Origin of the sequence: Pseudomonas japonica, assembly GCF_013522925.1 — a bacterium.
In the GTDB taxonomy this organism is placed as follows: Bacteria; Pseudomonadota; Gammaproteobacteria; order Pseudomonadales; family Pseudomonadaceae; genus Aquipseudomonas; species Aquipseudomonas japonica_A.
This window is the reverse complement of record NZ_JAAMQU010000016.1, coordinates 1-21,126: the sequence shown is the minus strand read 5'-3', so window position 1 is coordinate 21,126 and position 21,126 is coordinate 1. Positions and strand designations below refer to the sequence as shown.

Sequence of the window (21,126 nt, the reverse complement as noted above, 5' to 3'; positions counted from 1 at the left end):
GCATGAACAGTACGCTTATCCAGACTGACCGTTTCGTCCTCAGCGAAACCGAGCGCTCGGCCATCGAGCACGAGTTGCACCATTACGAAGACCCGCGCGCCGCGTCGATCGAAGCGTTGAAGATCGTGCAGAAGGAACGTGGCTGGGTGCCAGATGGCGCGCTCTACGCCATTGGCGACATCCTGGGCATTCCAGCCAGCGACGTCGAAGGCGTGGCCACCTTCTATAGCCAGATCTTCCGCCAGCCCGTGGGGCGTCACATCATTCGCGTGTGCGACAGCATGGTCTGCTACATCGGTGGGCACGAATCCGTGGTGGCGCAGATCCAACAGGAACTGGGCATCGGCCTGGGCCAGACCACCGCCGATGGTCGCTTCACCCTGCTGCCGGTGTGCTGCCTGGGCAACTGTGACAAGGCCCCGGCCCTGATGATCGACGACGACACCTTCGGCGACGTGAAGCCCGATGGTGTAAGCCGCTTGCTGGAGGCCTACGTATGACGCTCACTTCCTTTGGCCCGGCCAACCGGATTGCCCGTGCGGCTGAAACCCATCCGCTCACCTGGCGCCTGCGTGACGACGCCGAGCCGGTATGGCTCGACGAATATCAGCGCAAGGACGGCTACACCGCTGCCCGCAAGGCGCTGGCACAGATGTCCCAGGACGAGATCGTGCAAACGGTGAAAGACTCCGGCCTCAAGGGCCGGGGTGGCGCTGGCTTCCCTACCGGAGTGAAGTGGGGCCTGATGCCCAAAGACGAGTCCATGAACATCCGTTACCTGTTGTGTAACGCCGATGAAATGGAGCCCAACACCTGGAAAGACCGCATGCTCATGGAGCAGCAGCCGCACCTGCTGATCGAAGGCATGCTCATCAGCGCCCGCGCGCTCAAGGCGTACCGGGGCTACATCTTCCTGCGTGGCGAATACACCACCGCGGCGCGCCACCTCAACCGCGCAGTGGAAGAAGCCAAAGCCGCCGGCCTGCTGGGCAAGAACATCCTGGGCAGCGGGTTCGATTTCGAGCTGTTCGTGCACACCGGTGCCGGCCGCTACATCTGCGGTGAAGAAACCGCGCTGATCAACTCCCTCGAAGGCCGCCGCGCCAACCCCCGGTCCAAGCCGCCCTTCCCGGCCGCCGTGGGCGTATGGGGCAAGCCGACCTGCGTGAACAACGTCGAAACCCTGTGCAACGTACCGGCGATCGTTGGTAACGGCATCGACTGGTACAAGGGCCTGGCGCGTGAAGGCAGCGAAGACCACGGCACCAAGCTGATGGGCTTCTCCGGCAAGGTGAAGAACCCAGGCCTGTGGGAACTGCCCTTCGGCGTGACCGCGCGGGAGCTGTTCGAGGACTACGCCGGCGGCATGCGTGACGGCTATACCCTCAAGTGCTGGCAGCCTGGCGGGGCCGGTACCGGTTTCCTGCTGCCCGAGCACCTCGAGGCGCAGATGTACGCCGGCGGTATCGCCAAGGTGGGCACGCGGATGGGTACCGGCCTGGCCATGGCCGTGGACAACACGGTGAACATGGTCTCGCTGCTGCGCAATATGGAAGAGTTCTTCGCGCGTGAGTCCTGTGGTTTCTGCACGCCGTGCCGCGACGGCCTCCCCTGGTCGGTCAAGCTGCTGCGCGCACTGGAAAACCGCCAGGGCACCCAGGGGGACATCGACACCCTGCTGGGGCTGGTAGGTTTCCTGGGCCCAGGCAAGACCTTCTGTGCACATGCCCCCGGCGCCGTAGAGCCACTGGGCAGCGCGATCAAGTACTTCCGGGAAGAGTTCGAAGCCGGCATGGCCCCCGTGGGAGCGGCGAGCCCGGCGCCAGGCTTTGGCCAACCACGGCCGATCCCTGCTGGAGCCTGATTGATGCAAGGGGCGATGGCTTGGCCTCGCCCCCGGCCTGTGAACGCGATGCGCCAGGCCCAGAACAAGATTTCCATTAGCCACGCCCGGGAAACCGGGCCAACGAAGACCTTTGAACCATGGCTACTATCCACGTAGACGGCAAAGCGCTCGAAGTCGATGGTGCGGACAACCTGCTACAGGCATGTCTCTCCCTCGGCCTCGACATTCCCTACTTCTGCTGGCACCCGGCGCTGGGAAGCGTCGGTGCCTGCCGCCAGTGCGCGGTAAAGCAGTACAACGACGAGAACGACAAGCGCGGCCGCATCGTCATGTCCTGCATGACACCCGCCACCGACAACACCTGGATCTCCATCGATGATGAAGAATCCAAGGCGTTCCGGGCCAGTGTTGTCGAATGGCTGATGACCAACCACCCGCACGACTGCCCCGTGTGCGAGGAAGGCGGCCATTGCCACTTGCAAGACATGACCGTGATGACCGGCCACAACGAGCGCCGGTACCGCTTCACCAAGCGTACCCACCAGAACCAGGACCTGGGCCCGTTCATCGCGCATGAGATGAACCGCTGCATCGCCTGCTACCGCTGCGTCCGGTTCTACAAGGACTACGCCGGCGGCACCGACCTGGGTGTGTACGGCGCCCACGACAACGTCTACTTCGGCCGCGTGGAAGATGGCGTACTCGAAAGCGAGTTCTCCGGCAACCTGACCGAGGTCTGCCCTACCGGTGTGTTCACCGACAAAACCCACTCCGAGCGCTACAACCGCAAGTGGGACATGCAGTTCGCCCCGAGCATCTGCCACGGCTGCTCCAGCGGCTGCAACATCAGCCCCGGTGAACGTTATGGCGAACTGCGCCGCATCGAGAACCGCTACAACGGCTCGGTGAACCACTACTTCCTGTGTGACCGCGGGCGTTTTGGCTATGGCTACGTGAACCGCAAGGATCGCCCCAAGCATCCGATGCTGGGTCAGGAGCGCACCATGCTGGGCGTCGACGCTGCGCTGGACAAGGCTGCCCAGTTGCTCAGCGGCCGTACCATCGTGGGCATCGGCTCGCCACGCGCCAGCCTCGAAAGCAACTACGCCCTGCGTGAACTGGTAGGCGCCGACTGGTACCACACTGGTATCGAAGCCGGTGAGCTGGCCCGCATCCGCCTGGCACTGGATGTGCTCAACAACAGCCCGCTGCCTATCCCGAGCCTGCGCGAAGTAGAAGACCACGACGCGGTCTTCGTACTCGGCGAAGACCTGACCCAGACCGCCGCCCGCATGGCCCTGGCGCTGCGTCAGTCGGTAAAAGGCAAGGCCGAGGCGATGGCCGAAGCCATGCGCGTACAGCCTTGGCTCAACGCCGCAGTGAACAACATCGGGCAGCACGAGATGTACCCGCTGTTCATCGCCAGCCTCACCGACACCAAGCTCGATGACGTTGCCGAAGAATGCGTACACGCGTCGCCCGAAGACCTAGCGCGTATCGGTTTCGCCGTGGCCCACGCCATCGACGCCAGCGCACCCGCAGTACCGGGCCTGGATGACGAAGCCCTTGACCTGGCGCAACGCATTGCCGATGCACTGGTGAACGCCAAGCGCCCGCTGGTGGTGTCCGGTACTTCGCTGGGCAATGACAGCCTGATCGAAGCCGCCGCCAACATCGCCAAGGCACTGGCCCTGCGCGCCAAGGCCGGCTCGCTTAGCCTGATCGTGCCGGAAGCAAACAGCCTGGGCCTGGCCATGCTCGGCGGTGAATCCCTCGACGCGGCGCTGGATGCCCTGATCGAAGGCCGCGCAGATGCGTTGGTAGTACTGGAAAACGACCTTTACACCCGCGCCCCGAAAGCCAAGGTAGACGCTGCCCTAGCCGCCGCCAAGGTGGTGATCGTTGCCGACCACCAGCAAACCGCGACCACCGACCGTGCGGACCTGATCCTGCCAGCAGCCAGCTTTGCCGAAGGCGACGGCACCTTGGTCAGCCAGGAAGGCCGCGCACAGCGCTTCTTCCAGGTGTTCGACCCGAACTACCTCGACCCGCAGAACTTCACCCACGAAGGCTGGCGCTGGCTGCATGCCCTGCGCGCCACCCTGCTGGAGCGCAAGGTCGACTGGACCCAGCTCGACCACGTGACCGCCGCCTGCGCCGCCAGCGCACCGCAGCTGGCCCGCATTGTGGAGGCTGCACCGTCCGCTGCCTTCCGCATCAAGGGTTTGAAGCTTGCCCGCGAACCGCTGCGTTACTCCGGCCGTACGGCCATGCGCGCCAACATCAGCGTGCACGAACCACGTACCAGCCAGGACGTGGACAGCGCATTCTCCTTCTCCATGGAAGGTTACTCGGGCAGCAAGGAGCTGCGCCAACAGGTGCCGTTCGCCTGGTCCCCGGGCTGGAACTCGCCTCAAGCGTGGAACAAGTTCCAGGACGAAGTGGGCGGCCATCTGCGCGCAGGCGACCCGGGCGTGCGCCTGATCGAAACCCGCGGCGACAACCTGGCCTGGTTCACCCGCATTCCAGCGGCGTTTGCCCCGGCTCGCGGCACCTGGACGGCGGTGCCTTACTACCACCTGTTCGGCAGTGAAGAAACCTCTTCCCGTGCCGCGCCTGTACAGTCCCGTATCCCCTCCCCTTATGTGGCCCTGGCCAAGGCCGAAGCCGACCGGCTGGGCGTGAACGACGGCGCACTGCTGAGCCTCAGCATTGGCGGGGTGCAGTTGCGCCTGCCGCTGCGCGTGGATGAGCAACTCGCCGCCGGCCTGGTGGCGCTGCCCAAAGGGTTGGCAGGCATTCCACCGGCATTTGGTGGGTTAACGGTTGAAGGCCTGCAGGAGGCAGCACAATGACCTGGTTCACGCCTGAAGTGATCGACGTGATCGTGTCGGTGGTGAAGTCCATCGTCATTTTGCTGGCTGTGGTGGTCTGCGGCGCGTTCCTCAGCTTTGTCGAGCGCCGCCTGCTGGGCTGGTGGCAGGACCGTTACGGGCCAAACCGCGTTGGCCCGTTCGGCCTGTTCCAGATTGCCGCCGACATGCTCAAGATGTTCTTCAAGGAAGACTGGAACCCGCCATTCGTGGACCGGGTGATCTTCACCCTGGCGCCAGTTGTGGCCATGAGCGCCCTGTTGATCGCCTTCTCTGTCATCCCGATCACCCCCACCTGGGGCGTGGCGGACCTGAACATCGGCGTGTTGTTCTTCTTCGCCATGGCAGGCCTGTCGGTGTACGCGGTGCTGTTCGCCGGTTGGTCGAGCAACAACAAGTACGCCTTGCTCGGCAGCCTGCGGGCCTCGGCGCAAACCGTGAGCTACGAAGTGTTCATGGGCCTGGCATTGATGGGTGTGATCGTGCAGGCGGGGTCGTTCAACATGCGCGACATCGTCGAGTACCAGGCGCAGAACCTGTGGTTCATCATTCCCCAGTTCTTCGGCTTCTGTACGTTCTTCATTGCTGGCGTGGCCGTGACTCACCGTCACCCCTTCGACCAGCCTGAAGCGGAACAGGAACTGGCCGACGGTTACCACATCGAGTATGCCGGCATGAAATGGGGCATGTTCTTCGTGGGCGAGTACATCGGTATCGTGCTGATCTCGGCGCTGCTGGTCACGCTGTTCTTCGGCGGCTGGCACGGCCCGTTCGATATCCTGCCGCAGGTACCGTTCCTGTGGTTCGCCCTCAAGACCGCCTTCTTCATCATGCTGTTCATTCTGCTGCGGGCTTCGATCCCACGGCCGCGCTATGACCAGGTGATGGATTTCAGCTGGAAGTTCTGCCTCCCGCTGACCCTGATCAATTTGCTGGTCACCGCCGCGATCGTGTTGTTGAACACGCCGGCCGGTGCTTGAGGACAACGTCATGTTCAAATATATCGGCCATGTGGTACATGGCACCTATACCCAGCTGCGCAGCCTGATCATGATTTTTGGTCACGGCTTCCGCAAGCGTGACACCCTCCAGTATCCGGAAGAGGCTGTTTATCTGCCGCCGCGCTATCGGGGCCGCATCGTGCTCACCCGCGACCCGGACGGCGAGGAACGCTGCGTGGCGTGCAACCTGTGCGCGGTCGCCTGCCCGGTGGGCTGCATTTCCCTGCAGAAGGCAGAAACGGACGATGGACGCTGGTACCCGGAGTTCTTCCGGATCAACTTCTCGCGCTGCATTTTCTGCGGCCTGTGCGAAGAAGCCTGCCCTACCACGGCTATCCAGCTCACGCCGGACTTCGAAATGGCGGACTACAAGCGCCAGGACCTGGTGTACGAGAAGGAAGACCTGCTGATCTCGGGCCCGGGCAAGAATCCGGACTATAACTTCTATCGCGTCGCGGGCATGGCCGTGGCCGGCAAGCCGAAAGGCGCCGCGCAGAACGAAGCCGAGCCGATCAACGTGAAAAGCCTGCTGCCTTAAGGAAGAAAGATGGAATTCGCGTTCTATTTCGCCTCTGGCGTTGCGGTGCTGGCGACCCTTCGGGTCATTACCGGCACCAATCCGGTCCATGCCTTGTTGTACCTGATCATCTCCCTCATCGCAGTGGCCATGACCTTTTTCGCCCTCGGCGCGCCCTTCGCGGGCGTGCTGGAGGTGATTGCCTATGCCGGTGCGATCATGGTGCTGTTCGTGTTCGTGGTGATGATGCTCAACCTGGGCACCGCATCTGCCCATCAAGAGCAGGAGTGGTTCAAGCCTGGCATCTGGGCAGGCCCGATGTTGCTGGCCGCCCTGTTGCTGCTGGAGTTGATGTACGTGCTGTTCTCCGGCCCGGGCAACATTCCGGTCGGCGAAACCACCATCGGCCCCAAAGCCGTGGGCATCAGCCTGTTCGGCCCCTACCTGCTGGCGGTGGAGCTTGCCTCCATGCTGCTGCTGGCCGCGGCCATCACGGCCTTCCACATTGGCCGCAACGAGGCGAAGGAGTAACCCATGCCAGCCATTCCTCTTGAACACGGCCTGGCCGTCGCCGGCGTGCTGTTCGTACTCGGCCTGGTGGGCCTGCTGGTCCGCCGCAATATCCTTTTTGTGCTGATGAGCCTGGAAATCATGATGAACGCCTCTGCACTGGCCTTCATCGTGGCTGGCAGCCGCTGGGCGCAACCGGACGGGCAGATCATGTTCATCCTGGTAATCAGCCTGGCCGCAGCCGAGGCCAGTATCGGCCTGGCGATCCTGATCCAGCTGTATCGCCGCTTCCATACGCTTGATATCGACGCTGCCAGTGAGATGCGCGGATGAACCTACTCTTTCTGACTTTCGTCTTTCCCCTGCTGGGCTGGCTGGTGCTGTCCTTTTCCCGCGGGCGCTTCTCGGAGAACACCTCGGCGCTGATCGGCGTGGGCTCGGTGGGCCTGTCCGCCGTGGTGGCCGCCTATGTGATCTGGCAATTCAACATGGCCCCGCCACCCGGCGGTGTGTACACCCACCTGCTATGGACCTGGATGTCGGTAGGCACCTTCGCGCCAACCTTCACGCTATATCTGGATGGCCTGTCGGTCACCATGCTGGGCGTGGTCGTGGGCGTGGGCTTCCTGATCCACCTGTTCGCCTCCTGGTACATGCGCGGTGAAGAGGGTTACTCGCGCTTCTTCTCCTACACCAACCTGTTCATCGCCAGCATGCTGTTCCTGATATTGGGCGACAACCTGCTGTTCATCTACTTCGGTTGGGAAGGCGTGGGCCTGTGCAGCTACCTGCTGATCGGCTTCTACTACAGCAACCGCAACAACGGCAACGCAGCACTAAAGGCCTTTATCGTCACCCGTATCGGCGACGTGTTCATGGCCATCGGCTTGTTCATCCTGTTCCAGCAACTGGGCACGTTGAACATTCAGGAGCTGCTGGTACGCGCACCCGAGCACTTCAAGGTGGGCGACTTCTGGATCGTGCTGGCCACCTTGATGCTGCTAGGCGGCGCGGTCGGTAAATCCGCTCAGTTGCCGCTGCAAACCTGGCTGGCGGACGCGATGGCCGGCCCTACCCCGGTTTCGGCGCTGATCCACGCGGCAACCATGGTGACCGCGGGCGTGTACCTGATCGCCCGTACCCACGGCTTGTTCACTCTGGCGCCGGACATCCTGCACCTGGTGGGTATCGTCGGCGGCGTGACCCTGGTACTGGCAGGCTTCGCCGCGCTGGTACAAACCGACATCAAGCGCATCCTCGCCTACTCCACCATGAGCCAGATCGGCTACATGTTCCTGGCCCTGGGCGTAGGTGCATGGGACGGCGCTATCTTCCACCTGATGACCCACGCATTCTTCAAGGCACTGCTGTTCCTTGCCTCGGGCGCTGTGATCATCGGCTGCCACCACGAGCAGAACATCTTCAAGATGGGCGGCTTGTGGAAAAAGCTGCCGCTGGCGTATGCCTGCTTCATCGTTGGCGGCGCGGCGCTGTCGGCCTTGCCGATCCTCACTGCGGGCTTCTACTCCAAGGACGAGATCCTCTGGGAAGCCTTTGCCAGCGGCCACACCGGTTTGCTGTATGCCGGGCTTGTGGGCGCGTTCATGACCTCGCTGTACACCTTCCGCCTGATCTTCATTGCCTTCCATGGCGAAGCGAAGACCGATGCCCACCCTGGCCACGGCATCTCCCACTGGCTGCCGCTGGGCGTGCTGTTGGTACTGTCCACCTTCATCGGCGCCTGGATTCACCCACCGCTGGCAGGTGTGCTGCCTGAAAGCGCGGGCCATGCCGGCGGTGAGGCCAAGCACAGCCTGGAGATCGCTTCCGGCGCCATCGCGCTAGCGGGCATTCTGCTGTCGGCGCTGCTGTTCCTGGGCAAGCGTCGGGTAGCCACCGCCATCGCCAACAGTGGCCCGGGCCGTGTGCTGTCTGCCTGGTGGTTCGCGGCTTGGGGCTTCGACTGGATCTACGACAAGCTGTTGGTAAAACCTTACTTGTGGATCAGCCACGTGCTGCGCAGGGATCCGATGGATCGCGGCATTGGCCTGGTACCTCGGCTGGTGAAAGGCGGGCACTCCGTCATGAGCCGCACCGAGAACGGCCAGCTGCGCTGGTATGCCGCCTCCCTTGCCTTCGGTGCCGTATTGGTACTGGGCGCCGTGGTAATGGCAGCCTGACTATGAACCTTGCGAATTTGCGAAAGGAAACGAACCCGTCATGATTCTGCCTTGGCTGATCCTGATTCCCTTCATCGGCGGCCTTCTGTGCTGGATGGCTGAGCGCTCTAGCGCCACCCTCCCCCGCTGGATCGCATTGCTGACCATGTCCCTGGAACTGGTACTGGGGCTTTGGCTCTGGTCCCAGGGCGATTACTCCCTGGCGCCCGCGCCGGGGGCCGACCCGGTATGGGCCGTGGAATTCAAGCTGGCCTGGATTCAGCGCTTCGGCATCAGCGTGCACCTGGCGCTCGATGGCTTGTCGCTGCTGATGATCCTGCTCACCGGCCTGCTGGGCGTGCTGTCCGTACTGTGTTCCTGGAAAGAGATCCAGCGCCATGTGGGCTTCTTCCACCTGAACCTGATGTGGATCCTGGGCGGGGTGATCGGCGTGTTCCTTGCGCTGGACCTGTTCCTGTTCTTCTTCTTCTGGGAAATGATGCTGGTGCCGATGTACTTCCTCATCGCGCTCTGGGGTCATAGCTCGTCGGACGGCAAGCGCACGCGGATCTACGCTGCCACCAAGTTCTTCATCTTCACTCAGGCCAGCGGCCTGATCATGCTGGTAGCGATCCTTGGCCTGGTGCTGGTGAACTACAACGCTACCGGCGTGATCACCTTCAACTACAGCGACCTGCTCAAGGCGCACCTGCCAGCCGGTACCGAGTACCTGCTGATGCTGGGCTTCTTCGTGGCCTTTGCAGTGAAGCTTCCAGTGGTGCCGGTGCACTCCTGGCTGCCTGATGCGCACGCCCAGGCGCCAACGGCGGGTTCCGTGGACCTGGCGGGTATCTTGCTGAAAACCGCCGCCTACGGCTTGCTGCGCTTTGCCCTGCCGCTGTTCCCCAACGCCTCGGCCGAGTTCGCGCCGATCGCCATGGGCCTGGGCCTGGTTGGCATCTTCTACGGCGCCTTCCTGGCGTTCGCGCAAACCGACATCAAGCGCCTGATCGCCTACTCCAGCGTGTCTCACATGGGCTTTGTGCTGATCGGGATCTACTCCGGCAGCCAGCAAGCGCTGCAAGGCGCTGTGGTGCAGATGGTCGCCCACGGCTTGTCCGCTGCGGCGCTGTTTATCCTCAGCGGCCAGTTGTATGAGCGCCTGCATACCCGTGACATGCGTGAGATGGGCGGGCTGTGGTCGCGTATCAGCTACCTGCCGGCCATCAGCCTGTTCTTCGCCGCAGCATCGCTGGGGCTTCCGGGTACCGGTAACTTCGTGAGTGAGTTCCTGATCCTGCTGGGCAGCTTCGCGGTCGCGCCTTGGGTGACCACCGTTGCAACCTTCGGCCTGGTAGTGGGTTCGGTTTACGCGCTGATCATGATCCACCGGGCCTACTTCGGCCCGGCAAAGTCGGACACCGTACTGCACGGCATGGACGGCCGCGAGCTGGCGATGATCCTGCTGCTGGCGGTGCTGCTGGTGCTGCTGGGCGTGTACCCGCAACCGGTGCTGGACACCTCGGCCGCGACCATGGCCGGCGTGCAGCAGTGGTTCGGCTCGGCTTTCTCTCAACTTGCATCGGCCCGGTAACCTGTAATGGAACTGACCTCTCAACACTTTCTGGCATTGGCGCCGCTGCTGATCACCAGCGTCACCATCGTGGTGGTGATGCTGGCGATCGCCTGGCGCCGTAACCATTCACAAACGTTCCTGCTGTCCTGCGCGGGCTTGAACCTGGCGCTGCTGTCGATCCTGCCAGTGCTCAAGATCACCCCGATGAGCGTGACCTCGTTGCTGCAGGTGGACAACTTCGCGTGCCTGTACATGGCGCTGATCCTGATCGCCACCCTGGCTTGCGTCACCCTCGCCCACGCCTACCTCGGTGATGGTGGCATCGGCTACCCGGGCAACCGTGAAGAACTCTACCTGCTGATCCTGCTGGCAGCTGCCGGTGGCCTGGTGCTGGTGTGTGCACAACAGCTGTCGGCGCTGTTCATCGGGCTGGAACTGCTGTCGGTGCCGGTGTACGGGCTGGTAGCGTACGCGTACTTCAACAAGCGCTCGCTGGAAGCCGGTATCAAGTACATGGTGCTATCGGCCGCTGGCTCGGCGTTCCTCTTGTTCGGCATGGCGCTGTTGTATGCCGACGCCGGCACGCTGAGCTTCTCCGGAATCGGCGCCGCGCTTGCCGCTACCGGCATGCCGAGCCTGATGGCGCAGTTGGGCCTGGGCATGATGCTGGTGGGCCTGGCATTCAAGCTGTCGCTGGTGCCCTTCCACCTGTGGACCCCCGACGTCTACGAAGGCGCACCTGCGCCGGTGGCGGCCTTCCTGGCCACCGCCAGCAAGGTTGCGGTGTTCGCAGTGATCGTGAGGCTCTTCCAGCTCTCCCCAGCCGGGAGCAGCGGCGTACTGAACGTGGTACTGAGTGCAATCGCCATCGCTTCGATCGTGGTGGGCAACCTGCTGGCACTGAACCAGACCAACCTCAAGCGGCTGCTGGGTTATTCCTCCATCGCCCACTTCGGTTACCTGCTGATTGCGCTGGTGGCGAGCAAGGGCCTGGCTGTTGAAGCCATCGGCGTGTACCTGGCCACTTATGTGATCACCAGCCTGGGTGCGTTCGGCGTGATCACGCTGATGTCCTCCCCGTACAAAGGCCGCGATGCCGATGCGCTGTTCGAGTACCGCGGGCTGTTCTGGCGCCGCCCGTACCTCACCGCAGTGCTGACCGTCATGATGCTCTCCCTGGCGGGCATCCCGCTCACCGCAGGCTTCATCGGCAAGTTCTACATCATGGCAGCCGGTGTCGAGTCTGGCTTGTGGTGGCTGGTGGGCGCATTGGTACTGGGCAGCGCCATTGGCCTGTTCTACTACCTGCGCGTGATGGTGACCCTGTACCTGATGGAATCTAGCATTCCACGCCAGGACGCGCCGCTGAACTGGGAGCAGCGCACCGGTGGCGTGATGCTGCTGGCCATCGCCATCCTGGCCTTCGTGCTGGGGGTTTACCCTCAGCCATTGGTGGACCTGGTGCAGCATGCCGGGCTTCATCTGATGGGCTAAGCCGGTTGGCTTGAACAAAAAACCCCGCCTGGCGCTGCCGGCGGGTTTTTTTATTGTGCGGGAGGAATGATTACAGGCCCGACGCATGAACGAAGCAGAGCTTGTTGCCCTCCGGGTCGCGGCAATAGGCCCCGTAGTAATCCGGGGCATACCGTACTCGCACACCCGGCGAGCCTTCGTCGCTACCGCCGTTGGCCAGCGCAGCTGCCCAGGCGGCATCTACCCGGTCCCGGCTGGAGCAAGCAAAACTGACCTGGGTGCCATTACCCGGTGAAGCGGGTTGGCCGTTGAAGGGCTCCTGCACGAAGAACTGCGGCCAGCGCCGACCCGGCAGCTGCCAGCCCTTGCCCGGAGGGCCACCGTCGTCTTCTTCCGACATGGGCACCAGGCCCAACTCGCTGAGCACACGGTCATAAAATGCCACCAGGCGGTTCAAGTCACGGGCGCCAACGATGATGTGGGAGAACATGATGCAGCCCTCAGGCAAGGACGCCCCGGCCGGGCGATAAAGATCAGCTGAACAGTTTGGCCGCTGTCTTGGCTACCAGCTCGCCCTGATGGCGTGCGCCCGCCAGTTCGATTTCGCTGGGCTGGCGCGAGCCGTCACCCGAGGCAATGGTCGTTGCGCCATAGGGGGCGCCGCCGACGATTTCGTCCATGTTCATCTGCCCTTGATGGCTGTAGGGCAGCCCCACGATGACCATACCGAAATGCAGCAGGTTGGTGATCAGCGAGAACAGCGTGGTCTCCTGGCCGCCATGCTGGCTGGCCGTGGAAGTAAAGGCCGCGCCAACCTTGCCATTGAACTTCCCAGCGGCCCACAGCCCACCTGCCTGGTCGAGGAAGGCGGCCATCTGGCTGCTTACACGGCCGAAACGGGTCGGGCTTCCAAGGATGATTGCATCGTAGTCTGCCAGCTCCTGCACGGTAGCGACGGGCGCTGCCTGATCGAGCTTGAAGTGGGCGGCTTGCGCTACTTCCGCCGGGGCAGTTTCGGGTACGCGTTTGACATCCACGGTCGCGCCGGCGCTACGGGCGCCCTCGGCAATGGCATTGGCCATGGTTTCGATATGCCCGTAGGTGGAGTAGTAGAGAACAAGAACTTTAGCCACAGAGACGCTCCTTGATGTGCCGCGCCGGCATGGCGCGGACTCATGAACTTCGCACAGCCAGAGACAGGATAAAAACGGGTTGATTCGAACGGTTTGATCGAAACGTTGAATCCCGCCCCTGCCTGCGAGTGTAGCTGGCACTCAACTGGCCGGTGATTTCACTGGCAGCGCAGGGCTGGCGTACTGCGGCTTGAGGTGGCCGCTCTGGTCCAGCAGCCAGGCATCGAGCACCTCGCGAACCACCGGGCCGGCAACTCGGCCGCCGGCCTCACCGTTCTCGATCATCACCGCCACCACGATCTTCGGGTTCTCGGCCGGGGCAAAGCCTACGAACAGCGCGTTATCCCGGTTACGCTCCTGGGTCTTTTCCCGGTTGTAGCGCTCCCCTTGGCGAATGGCGACTACTTGCGCGGTACCGCTCTTGCCCGCAATACGGTATTGCGCCCCCACTGCCGATTGCCGGGCGATACCCCTGGGGTCATGCAGCACCGCTTGCATGCCGCGATTCACCTGCTCCCATTCGCCTGGGTCGTGCAATACGATGTTAGGCATCGGGTTGGTATCGACCGGGGGCTCGCCACCAATGGTTTCGGCCAGGTGCGGCCGATGCCACACACCCTTGCTGGCGATCAACGATGTCGCCTGCGCCAGCTGCAAAGGCGTGACCTGCATATAGCCCTGGCCGATCCCCAGGATCAGTGTTTCCCCCGGGAACCACGGCTGCCGGCGGGTCGCGCGCTTCCATTGCTCGGAAGGCATCAGGCCAGGCGCTTCTTCGAACATGTCGAGCGATACCTTCTGGCCGATGCCGAACCGGCTGAGGTAGTCATGCAGGCGGTCGATCCCCAGCCGGTGGGCAGTTTCATAGAAATAGGTATCGTTGGACCGCATGATCGCGGCATAGAGGTCTACCCAGCCATCACCACTGCGGTTCCAGTTGCGGTACTTGTGGTCGTAGTTGGGCAGCTCGTAGTACCCCGGGTCGAACACCCTGCTGGCCGGTGTGATCACGCCGCTATCAAGCCCCGCGATCGCCACTTCCGGCTTGATGGTCGAGCCTGGCGCATACAGGCCCCGAAGCACACGGTTGAACAGCGGCCGGTCGATGGAGTCACGCAACGCGGTGTATTGCTTGAAGCTGATCCCGGTGACAAACAAATTGGGATCGAAGCTGGGCTCACTCACCATCGCTAGCACGTCGCCGTTCTGCGGGTCCAGCGCCACGATGGCGCCGCGGCGGCCGCCCAGGGCTTTCTCCGCGGCAAGCTGCAGGTTGGCATCGAGGGTGAGGGTGATGTTCTTGCCCGCTATCGGGTCGGTATGGCGCAACACCCGCATCACACGGCCCTGGGCATTGGTTTCCACTTCCTCGAACCCGACGTGCCCATGCAGGGCGGGTTCATAGAAGCGTTCCACCCCCGTTTTGCCGACAGACTGAGTACCGCGATACTCCACCGGGTCCAGCACCTTGGCTTCATTCTCGTTGATGCGCCCCACGTAGCCCAGGGAATGGGCAAACTGTTCGCCCAATGGGTACTCGCGCACGAACTGCGCCTCCACATCCAGCCCCGGCAGCAGGAACTGATTTACTGCGATCAGTGCAATCTGCTCTTCGGTCAGTTCATACATCAAGGTCACCGGCTCGAAGGGATGCCGAGCGCGACGCATGTCTTTGTCGAACTGGCGACGCTGCTCTTCGGGTAACTGCAGAATACTTGCCAGGGTATCGAGTACGTGTGCGGAGTCCCCGGCGCGCTCACGGGTAAGGGTCAGGTTGAAGCTGGGGCGATTGTTGGCCAGCACCACGCCGTTGCGGTCATAAATCAAACCGCGTTCCGGCGGGATCGGCAGTACGTGAACGCGGTTGTTTTCGGAAATGGTCGAGTGGTAGTCGTATTGAACCACTTGCAGGAAATACAACCGAGCCACCAGGGCGAATGCCAGCCCCAGCACCAGAACCGCGCAAGCGACCAGGCGGCCGTTGACCAGGAGTTGTTCCTTGTCGTGGTCCTTTAAGGGAATCGGGTCTGGCATTGGCACCGCTCGTGTGTACAGATCGAAGCGCCCGCCGGCGGCGAACGCTCGATTCGTACATCACGCGGTTCACCGTTGCAGGTCGGGGGGCAATTGTATGGTGGGCCGGTTGCCGACGAAGATGCTCCAGCTCGACACGAAGAGCGCCGCGATCAGCGGGCCGATCACGAACCCGTTCAGGCCGAAGACCGCGAGCCCACCGAGGGTGGAAATCAGCACCAGGTAGTCCGGAAGCTTTGTGTCCTTGCCTACCAGAAGGGGCCGAAGCACATTGTCGACCAGGCCGATCACGAAAATGCCGTAAAGCGTGAGCACGACGCCCCGCCACATTTCGCCGTCAAGCATGAAGTAAACCGCCACCGGCGCCCATACTACCCCGGCACCCACTGCGGGCAATAATGAAAGAAATGCCATCAATACCGCCCACAGCAACGCGCTGGGGATGTCCAGTATCCAGAAGATCAGCCCGCCCAGTGCGCCCTGGGAAATAGCCACCAGCATGTTGCCTTTGACCGTGGCCCGTACCACCCGGGTGAACTTGAGCTGCAGCCGGCGCTTCTGGTGCTCGGCCAATGGCACCGCCATGCGCACCTTGCGCACAAGCTCTGGGCCGTCGCGCAGGAAAAAGAACACCAGATAGAGCATCACCCCGAAGCTGACGATGAAGTCGAGCGTGCCTTGGCCAAAGCTGAAGGCCTGGGATGTAAGGGCCTCGCTGCCCTGCATTGCGCGCGAGGTAATTTTCTCCCGCAGGCCATCGAGGTTGCCCATGCCCATGCGGTCCAGCAGGTGCTGTGCCGGGGTGGGCAAGGCATGCTTGAAGTGGCTCATGTAGCTGGCCACGTCCAGCTCGCCGCTCTGGATGCTTTTGTAAACGCTGGTCCCCTCCTGCACCAGCAAGGCGCTGATGATGATCACGGGAAGTACCGCCACCAGCACGCACACGCCAAGCGTAACCACCGAGGTGACGTTGCGGCTCCATTTATAGCGTTGGATGAGCTTGCGCTGCAGCGGCGCGAACAGGATGCCCAGGATCACTGCCCAGAAGACGGCGCCGTAGTAAGGAAGGAGTATCCAGATAAAAGCGAGGGTGACCAGTACAAGCAGCAAGAGGAGTGTCTTGTATTGGAGGTTGGTTTCGTTCATGCGCGTTCCATGTCGGCTTGCCTTCAGCGCCCCTCATGGGGCGCCTGAAGGTTAGTCCGGCTGGGCTTGGGATAGTGCCCTCGATCGCGGTGCAGAATCCTCGGTTCAGATTCGGAACTGCGCAACCAGCCGCCCAAGGCCCTGGCCCAGGGCTGCCAGCTTGCGGGAGGTCTCCGCGCCCTGGCGGGTTTCATCGGCCACCTGATCCACCGCGCCGGCAATCTGATGAACGCTGCGGTTGATTTCTTCCACCACGGCGGTTTGCTCTTCGGCAGCGGTTGCAATCTGCGCGTTCATGTTGCTGATGGTCGCAATCAGGCTGCCCATGGCGTCCAGCGAACGGCCGGCCTCATTGGCACGAACGCTGGTGCCCTCGCCCGCCTCACTGGAACGGCGCATGGCTTCCACGGCATCGCGGGTACCCTTTTCAAGGCGGTCGATCATGCCTTGAATTTCCTGGGTGCTTTGCTGCGTGCGGCTGGCCAACGCGCGCACTTCGTCCGCCACCACCGCGAACCCACGCCCGGCTTCCCCTGCCCGCGCCGCTTCGATAGCCGCGTTGAGCGCCAGCAGGTTGGTTTGCTCGGCAATCGAGCGGATAACGCCAAGTACGCTGACGATGGAGCGCACGTCGTTCTGCAGGGTGTCGAGGGAATTGCCACTCAAGCGGATATCGGCAATCAGCGAGTGGATCTGGGCCACGCTGCCATCCACGACCTGCTTGGCTTGACGGCCTTCGTTGTCGGTTTCCTGAGCCGCGGTGGCGGCGCCCTGTGCGCTGCGAGCCACTTCCTGCGCCGCGCCGGACATTTCGTTGACGGCAGTGGCCACCTGATCTGTCTCTTGGCGCTGGCGCTCCATGGCGCGCTCCGAGCGCTGGGCCTGATCGGCCACTTCGCTGACCAGGCCGGTGAGTTCGCCGGTCATGGTTGCGATCTGGCGCACCAGGCCGTGAATCTTCTCCGCGAAGCGATTGAAGGAGCCAGCCAGCGCGCCCAGCTCGTCCTGGCTGGTGATTGGCAACCGGCGGGTAAGGTCGCCTTCACCGGCAGCAATGTCATCCAGGCTCTGCTTCATCAGCATGAGCGGGCGCAGAATATTCCGTGCCAGCAGCAGGCCAATCGAAGCGATGATCAGTACCAACACTAATGCGATACCTACGATGGTCATGAGCATGTCGATAGTGCGGGCATGCACCGCTTCGCGCACCTGAGCGAGCTGAGCGTCGATGCCGTCCAGGTTGACCGCGGTGCCGATCACCATGTCCCACTTGGGCAGGTATTCGGTGTAGGCGAGCTTTGGGACAAGCTTCTGGCTGCCCGGCAGGCTGGACGAGTAACTGACAAAGTGAGTGCCGTTCTTGCCTACGTTCACCAGCTCGCGGTTCACATAGACACCGTTGGGGTCTTTGGCGTCGATGAAGCTTTGGCCAACACCTTCGCTGCTATTGCCCTTGAACAGGCGCACGGCCTGGGAATCGTAGCCGAAGAAGTAGCCATCCTTGCCGTAGGTAACGGTGGAGAGCATTTTCACGACCTGAGCCCGGGCGGCTGTGTCATTGCCATCGGCCGCATCATAAATCGGCTTGACGGTGCCCAGCGCAACCGCGACGTAGTTTTGCAAGGATGCCCGGGCGTCGGTGATGTAACGCTCGCGGGTTTCCTGCACCTCTTGAGCCGCCTGCTGGCGCAGGATCCACAGGGTGCACAGGCTGATGATCAGCGCGAACAGCACGACAGGCACAACGGCAACGGACAGGACCTTGCCCTTCAAGCTAAGGCGCATGGGAAACTCTCACAGGCAGAAAATGAATACTCGGCTTATCGGCCCTGCCCTGAGAAAGTTGAGCTTGCCCCACGGCGGGGCAGACAAACGCTCGCGCACAATCCGCCCAAGTGACTTTCCGAGAGGCAGAGCCGGCCGTGACAGGCCTCGACGATATCCTTCACGATGCCCAGGCCCAGCCCATGGCCCTCGGTACGCTCATCCAGCCGTTCCCCGCGGCCCAGTACCTGCTTCCTAGCGTCGGCGGGTATGCCGGGCCCGTCATCGTCGACGCACAGGCGATAACCTTGAGCGTCGTTCGTCACTGTCAGCAACACCTGGCTGTCTGCCCACTTGCAGGCGTTATCCAGCAGGTTACCCAGCAATTCGAGAAGATCTTCCCGATCCCAAGGCAATATGAGGCCCGGCGGTAAGTGCCAGTCGAGTTGTAGATGCTCGCCGTGGATAGCGCGCAAGGTAGCGAACAAGCCTGGAAGCTCGACGGCGCAGTCCAAGGGCGTACCTGGAAGTGCGTCGCCGGCCAGGCGGGCCCGGGCCAGTTCCTTGTCCAGCCGGGCTTGTAGATGCTCAAGCTGTTCAAGCAGTGCGCGGCGAAGGGACGGGTCGCGGTCCAGGCGTGGGCCATTGGCCTGGCTGAAGAGCACCGCAAGCGGCGTCTTCAGGGCATGGCCCAGGTTGCCCAGAGCAGTACGGGCCTTCTTGAGGCTGTCTTCGGTATGGGCGTGCAAATGGTTGATCTGTGTAACGAGGGGCTCCAGCTCCAGCGGTACATTCACTTGCAACTGGCTACGCTGGCCCTGCTGCAACTGTGCAAGCTGTGCCCGTGCCGCCTCCAATGGCCGCAGAGCCCGAGTGACGATCAGGCGTTGCAAGCCAAGCACCAGTAATAGCAACACCACACCAAATGCCAAGCCCCAGTGGCGCAACCGCGCAAAGCTGTCACGAATGGGGCTGTAGTCCTGGGCGACCGTGATAGACAGCGCCAGGCCCAGCCGCCGGTAGTCCGCGCGAAGGAGGATCAGTTGCTGGCCCTCCGGCCCGGTCGCCCGGCTTAGCCCCGGCGCAGTGAATTGGGGCAATTGCGCATCCCATAGGGAGCGGGAGCGAAGCTGGGTATCAGGTAACGTGATTTGAAAGTAATAGCCCGAGAAGGCGCGTTGGTAGGCGGGCAGTACACGCTCTTCGATCAGTTCGACACCTTCAGGCCCGCGCGCCAGGCCCAGCAGAAGGTTCTCGCTTTGGCTTCGCAGATTGTCTTCGAGGTATTTCTCAATACCTTTTTCAAAAAGCCACAAACCTGCCTGGGCGAAGATCAGCCCTCCTACCAGCAATACCCCCAGCAGGCCAATGCTCAGCCGGGCTTGCAGCGACCTCATCCGCTACACCCACCCAACCGATAGCCCTGCCCACGGCGGGTTTCGATCACCGCCTTGCCCAGTTTGCCGCGCAAGTGGTTTACATGCACTTCAAGGACATTAGAACCCCGCTCGTTCTCACCGTCATAAAGGTGCTCGGCCAGGTGAGCTTTGGAAAGTATCCTCCCGGGATGCAGCATGAAGTACCGCAACAGACGAAACTCCGCTGCGGTGAGGCTGATCGTGTTCGAGCCAATGGTCACGCTTTGCGTAGCCTCGTCCAGCACCAATCCACCCGCCTCCAACCGAGGCTGGTTCGGCAGGCCCTTGGAACGTCGTAACAGCGACTGGATGCGAAGTAGCAACTCCTCAGGATGAAAGGGCTTGCTGAGGTAATCGTCGGCGCCCGCCTTCAAGCCTTCGATACGCTCGGCCCAGGAACCTCGGGCCGTCAGCACCAGCACGGGTAGCGCAACGCCTTCCTGGCGCCACCGGGCCAACACCTCAAGCCCGGGCATACCTGGCAGCCCAAGATCCAACACCGCACAATCGTAGGGCTCGACCTGCCCTTGCACCAGCGCATCCCTGCCATCGGCCAGCCAGTCCACCGCATAGCCCTTGCTGCCTAACAGCGCAAGCAGTTCGTCGGCCAGGGGAACGGAGTCTTCGACTAACAGTACCCGCATTCAGTCATCATCCTTGTCTACGAGCAGCTTGCCGCTCGTTGCATCATATTCAAGTTCGCGAACCAGACCGTCCGGCAGCACAACCTCGATTTCATAGGTATATCGGCCCTTGTCCTCTTCCAGTTCCACTTCCAGCAAAGCTGAACCCGGATGGCGGCTGATAGCGTCAGCCGTGAGTGTGTCCAACGGCATGATCACGCCTTGCTGGCGCAGGCGCAGGGCTTCGTCCTGGCCAAGATCATGTGCCGTGACAGCGGTCACTGGCAGCAGGACCAGCAGGCAGATCGCGCGCACGACAGACATTGGATATCCTCGAGAGGTTCAGGCAACGGATGCGAGATGCCTCCGCGCACTGGATCGTTGAAAGCATCAAGGTTAACCCCCAGCCCTTAAACGAAGCTGAAGCGGACTCCCCAAGCCTCGGGTGGTAGAATCGCGCTTTGGATTTGTTATGGGTACCGTTGCGTGGAAATTTTCAAGGAATTCACGTTTGAGTCGGCGCACAAGTTGCCAAATGTCCCCGACGGGCATAAGTGCGGGCGGCTGCACGGCCATTCGTTCAAGGTAGGCATTCACCTGACAGGGGCGGTTGATGCTCATACCGGGTGGATCCGGGACTTCTCCGAGATCAAGGCAGTGTTCAAACCGATCTACGAGCAGCTCGATCACAATTATCTGAATGATATTCCGGGCCTTGAAAATCCGACCAGCGAAAACCTGGCGGTATGGATCTGGCAGGCACTGAAACCGCTGCTCCCAGAGCTCAGCAAGGTCCGTATCCACGAAACTTGCACGAGTGGTTGCGAATACACCGGCGATTGATCGCTTTTATGAAACCGCGGCAGCTGTCGCGGTTTTTTTCTGCCTGCGCGTAGCCCGGAAAAGACAAAACCCCCGATCGCGAAGCGATCAGGGGTTCTGGGTTTGAATCTTGACGATGACCTACTCTCACATGGGGAAACCCCACACTACCATCGGCGATGCATCGTTTCACTGCTGAGTTCGGGATGGGATCAGGTGGTTCCAATGCTC

At 62.1% G+C, this 21,126-nt stretch carries 19 protein-coding genes, 1 rRNA gene and 1 pseudogene; 11 read left to right on the top strand and 10 right to left on the bottom strand.

The genetic code is table 11. The annotated features are described in order from the left end of the window. Positions 1-2: 2 nt before the first annotated feature. The 10 genes from nuoE to nuoN all read left to right on the top strand — a co-directional run bounded on the left by nuoE (position 3) and on the right by nuoN (position 11,976). Positions 3-500, top strand: coding sequence for an NADH-quinone oxidoreductase subunit NuoE (gene nuoE / locus G7016_RS21700; RefSeq protein ID WP_181117788.1), 498 nt, complete (start codon positions 3-5; stop codon positions 498-500). After that, complete coding sequence (nuoF, locus tag G7016_RS21695) at positions 497-1,864, top strand: NADH-quinone oxidoreductase subunit NuoF (RefSeq protein ID WP_181117787.1); 1,368 nt, start codon at positions 497-499, stop codon at positions 1,862-1,864. The genes nuoE and nuoF overlap by 4 nt, the downstream gene beginning before the upstream one ends. A 119-nt stretch (positions 1,865-1,983) precedes the next feature. Next, a complete protein-coding gene (nuoG, locus tag G7016_RS21690; RefSeq protein ID WP_181117786.1) occupies positions 1,984-4,701 on the top strand; it encodes an NADH-quinone oxidoreductase subunit NuoG in 2,718 nt (905 codons plus the stop codon). Further along, entirely contained in the window at positions 4,698-5,699 is a 1,002-nt protein-coding gene (gene nuoH, locus G7016_RS21685) for an NADH-quinone oxidoreductase subunit NuoH (protein ID WP_181117785.1), read from the top strand. Before nuoG ends, nuoH begins: the two co-directional genes overlap by 4 nt. A gap of 10 nt (positions 5,700-5,709) precedes the next feature. Further along, the gene (gene nuoI / locus G7016_RS21680) at positions 5,710-6,258 is read left to right on the top strand and encodes an NADH-quinone oxidoreductase subunit NuoI (protein WP_181117784.1); all 549 of its coding nucleotides are present in this window, start codon (positions 5,710-5,712) and stop codon (positions 6,256-6,258) included. A 9-nt stretch (positions 6,259-6,267) separates the two neighbouring features. Further along, complete coding sequence (nuoJ, locus tag G7016_RS21675) at positions 6,268-6,768, top strand: NADH-quinone oxidoreductase subunit J (RefSeq protein ID WP_181117783.1); 501 nt, start codon at positions 6,268-6,270, stop codon at positions 6,766-6,768. A gap of 3 nt (positions 6,769-6,771) precedes the next feature. After that, positions 6,772-7,080 (top strand): NADH-quinone oxidoreductase subunit NuoK, encoded by a 309-nt coding sequence (gene nuoK, locus G7016_RS21670; RefSeq protein WP_181117782.1) that lies wholly within the window; start codon positions 6,772-6,774, stop codon positions 7,078-7,080. Beyond that, the gene (gene nuoL, locus G7016_RS21665; RefSeq protein WP_181117781.1) at positions 7,077-8,927 is read left to right on the top strand and encodes an NADH-quinone oxidoreductase subunit L; all 1,851 of its coding nucleotides are present in this window, start codon (positions 7,077-7,079) and stop codon (positions 8,925-8,927) included. The genes nuoK and nuoL overlap by 4 nt, the downstream gene beginning before the upstream one ends. A gap of 40 nt (positions 8,928-8,967) precedes the next feature. Continuing rightward, positions 8,968-10,500 carry an NADH-quinone oxidoreductase subunit M gene (gene nuoM / locus G7016_RS21660; protein WP_181117780.1) on the top strand — a complete coding sequence of 511 codons (1,533 nt, stop codon included), beginning with the start codon at positions 8,968-8,970 and terminating at the stop codon, positions 10,498-10,500. Positions 10,501-10,506: 6 nt separating this feature from the next. After that, entirely contained in the window at positions 10,507-11,976 is a 1,470-nt protein-coding gene (nuoN, locus tag G7016_RS21655) for an NADH-quinone oxidoreductase subunit NuoN (RefSeq protein WP_181117779.1), read from the top strand. A gap of 70 nt (positions 11,977-12,046) precedes the next feature. Here nuoN and G7016_RS21650 read toward each other — a convergent pair whose 3' ends face one another. The 9 genes and pseudogenes from G7016_RS21650 to G7016_RS21615 all read right to left on the bottom strand — a co-directional run bounded on the left by G7016_RS21650 (position 12,047) and on the right by G7016_RS21615 (position 20,397). Then, positions 12,047-12,445, bottom strand: coding sequence for a VOC family protein (locus tag G7016_RS21650; protein WP_181117778.1), 399 nt, complete (start codon positions 12,443-12,445; stop codon positions 12,047-12,049). A 43-nt stretch (positions 12,446-12,488) separates the two neighbouring features. Next, complete coding sequence (wrbA, locus tag G7016_RS21645; protein WP_181117777.1) at positions 12,489-13,088, bottom strand: NAD(P)H:quinone oxidoreductase; 600 nt, start codon at positions 13,086-13,088, stop codon at positions 12,489-12,491. Between the two features lie 141 nt (positions 13,089-13,229). Then, positions 13,230-15,122, bottom strand: a complete 1,893-nt coding sequence (gene mrdA / locus G7016_RS21640) for a penicillin-binding protein 2 (RefSeq protein WP_181117776.1) — start codon at positions 15,120-15,122, stop codon at positions 13,230-13,232. Between the two features lie 69 nt (positions 15,123-15,191). Further along, positions 15,192-16,268: an AI-2E family transporter gene (locus G7016_RS21635; protein WP_181117775.1), complete on the bottom strand. Its 1,077-nt coding sequence runs from the start codon at positions 16,266-16,268 to the stop codon at positions 15,192-15,194. A gap of 105 nt (positions 16,269-16,373) precedes the next feature. After that, the gene (locus G7016_RS25670; RefSeq protein ID WP_375139711.1) at positions 16,374-17,414 is read right to left on the bottom strand and encodes a methyl-accepting chemotaxis protein; all 1,041 of its coding nucleotides are present in this window, start codon (positions 17,412-17,414) and stop codon (positions 16,374-16,376) included. Between the two features lie 117 nt (positions 17,415-17,531). Continuing rightward, positions 17,532-18,053, bottom strand: a pseudogene (locus G7016_RS25665) (cache domain-containing protein); the annotation flags it as partial. 35 nt (positions 18,054-18,088) lie between these two features. Beyond that, entirely contained in the window at positions 18,089-19,429 is a 1,341-nt protein-coding gene (locus G7016_RS21625) for a sensor histidine kinase (protein WP_181117773.1), read from the bottom strand. Next, positions 19,426-20,094 carry a response regulator transcription factor gene (locus G7016_RS21620; RefSeq protein ID WP_181117772.1) on the bottom strand — a complete coding sequence of 223 codons (669 nt, stop codon included), beginning with the start codon at positions 20,092-20,094 and terminating at the stop codon, positions 19,426-19,428. Before G7016_RS21620 ends, G7016_RS21625 begins: the two co-directional genes overlap by 4 nt. Then, positions 20,095-20,397 carry a PepSY domain-containing protein gene (locus G7016_RS21615; protein WP_181117771.1) on the bottom strand — a complete coding sequence of 101 codons (303 nt, stop codon included), beginning with the start codon at positions 20,395-20,397 and terminating at the stop codon, positions 20,095-20,097. 162 nt (positions 20,398-20,559) lie between these two features. Here G7016_RS21615 and queD point away from each other — a divergent pair, with 162 nt between their 5' ends. Next, positions 20,560-20,916, top strand: coding sequence for a 6-carboxytetrahydropterin synthase QueD (gene queD / locus G7016_RS21610; RefSeq protein ID WP_181117770.1), 357 nt, complete (start codon positions 20,560-20,562; stop codon positions 20,914-20,916). Between the two features lie 107 nt (positions 20,917-21,023). Here queD and rrf read toward each other — a convergent pair. Next, positions 21,024-21,126: ribosomal RNA gene (rrf, locus tag G7016_RS21605) — 5S ribosomal RNA — on the bottom strand; the annotation flags it as partial.

Excerpts from the sequence above, each read along its gene's own strand:
- nuoJ (WP_181117783.1), top strand. The coding sequence starts at position 6,268 with ATGGAATTCGCGTTCTATTTCGCCTCTGGCGTTGCGGTGCTGGCGACC.
- mrdA (WP_181117776.1), bottom strand. The coding sequence starts at position 15,122 with ATGCCAGACCCGATTCCCTTAAAGGACCACGACAAGGAACAACTCCTG.
- G7016_RS21625 (WP_181117773.1), bottom strand. The coding sequence starts at position 19,429 with ATGAGGTCGCTGCAAGCCCGGCTGAGCATTGGCCTGCTGGGGGTATTG.
- nuoN (WP_181117779.1), top strand. The coding sequence starts at position 10,507 with ATGGAACTGACCTCTCAACACTTTCTGGCATTGGCGCCGCTGCTGATC.
- nuoM (WP_181117780.1), top strand. The coding sequence starts at position 8,968 with ATGATTCTGCCTTGGCTGATCCTGATTCCCTTCATCGGCGGCCTTCTG.
- nuoE (WP_181117788.1), top strand. The coding sequence starts at position 3 with ATGAACAGTACGCTTATCCAGACTGACCGTTTCGTCCTCAGCGAAACC.
- G7016_RS21620 (WP_181117772.1), bottom strand. The coding sequence starts at position 20,094 with ATGCGGGTACTGTTAGTCGAAGACTCCGTTCCCCTGGCCGACGAACTG.
- G7016_RS21635 (WP_181117775.1), bottom strand. The coding sequence starts at position 16,268 with ATGAACGAAACCAACCTCCAATACAAGACACTCCTCTTGCTGCTTGTA.
- nuoF (WP_181117787.1), top strand. The coding sequence starts at position 497 with ATGACGCTCACTTCCTTTGGCCCGGCCAACCGGATTGCCCGTGCGGCT.
- nuoH (WP_181117785.1), top strand. The coding sequence starts at position 4,698 with ATGACCTGGTTCACGCCTGAAGTGATCGACGTGATCGTGTCGGTGGTG.
- nuoG (WP_181117786.1), top strand. The coding sequence starts at position 1,984 with ATGGCTACTATCCACGTAGACGGCAAAGCGCTCGAAGTCGATGGTGCG.
- nuoI (WP_181117784.1), top strand. The coding sequence starts at position 5,710 with ATGTTCAAATATATCGGCCATGTGGTACATGGCACCTATACCCAGCTG.
- G7016_RS21650 (WP_181117778.1), bottom strand. The coding sequence starts at position 12,445 with ATGTTCTCCCACATCATCGTTGGCGCCCGTGACTTGAACCGCCTGGTG.
- nuoL (WP_181117781.1), top strand. The coding sequence starts at position 7,077 with ATGAACCTACTCTTTCTGACTTTCGTCTTTCCCCTGCTGGGCTGGCTG.
- nuoK (WP_181117782.1), top strand. The coding sequence starts at position 6,772 with ATGCCAGCCATTCCTCTTGAACACGGCCTGGCCGTCGCCGGCGTGCTG.
- G7016_RS21615 (WP_181117771.1), bottom strand. The coding sequence starts at position 20,397 with ATGTCTGTCGTGCGCGCGATCTGCCTGCTGGTCCTGCTGCCAGTGACC.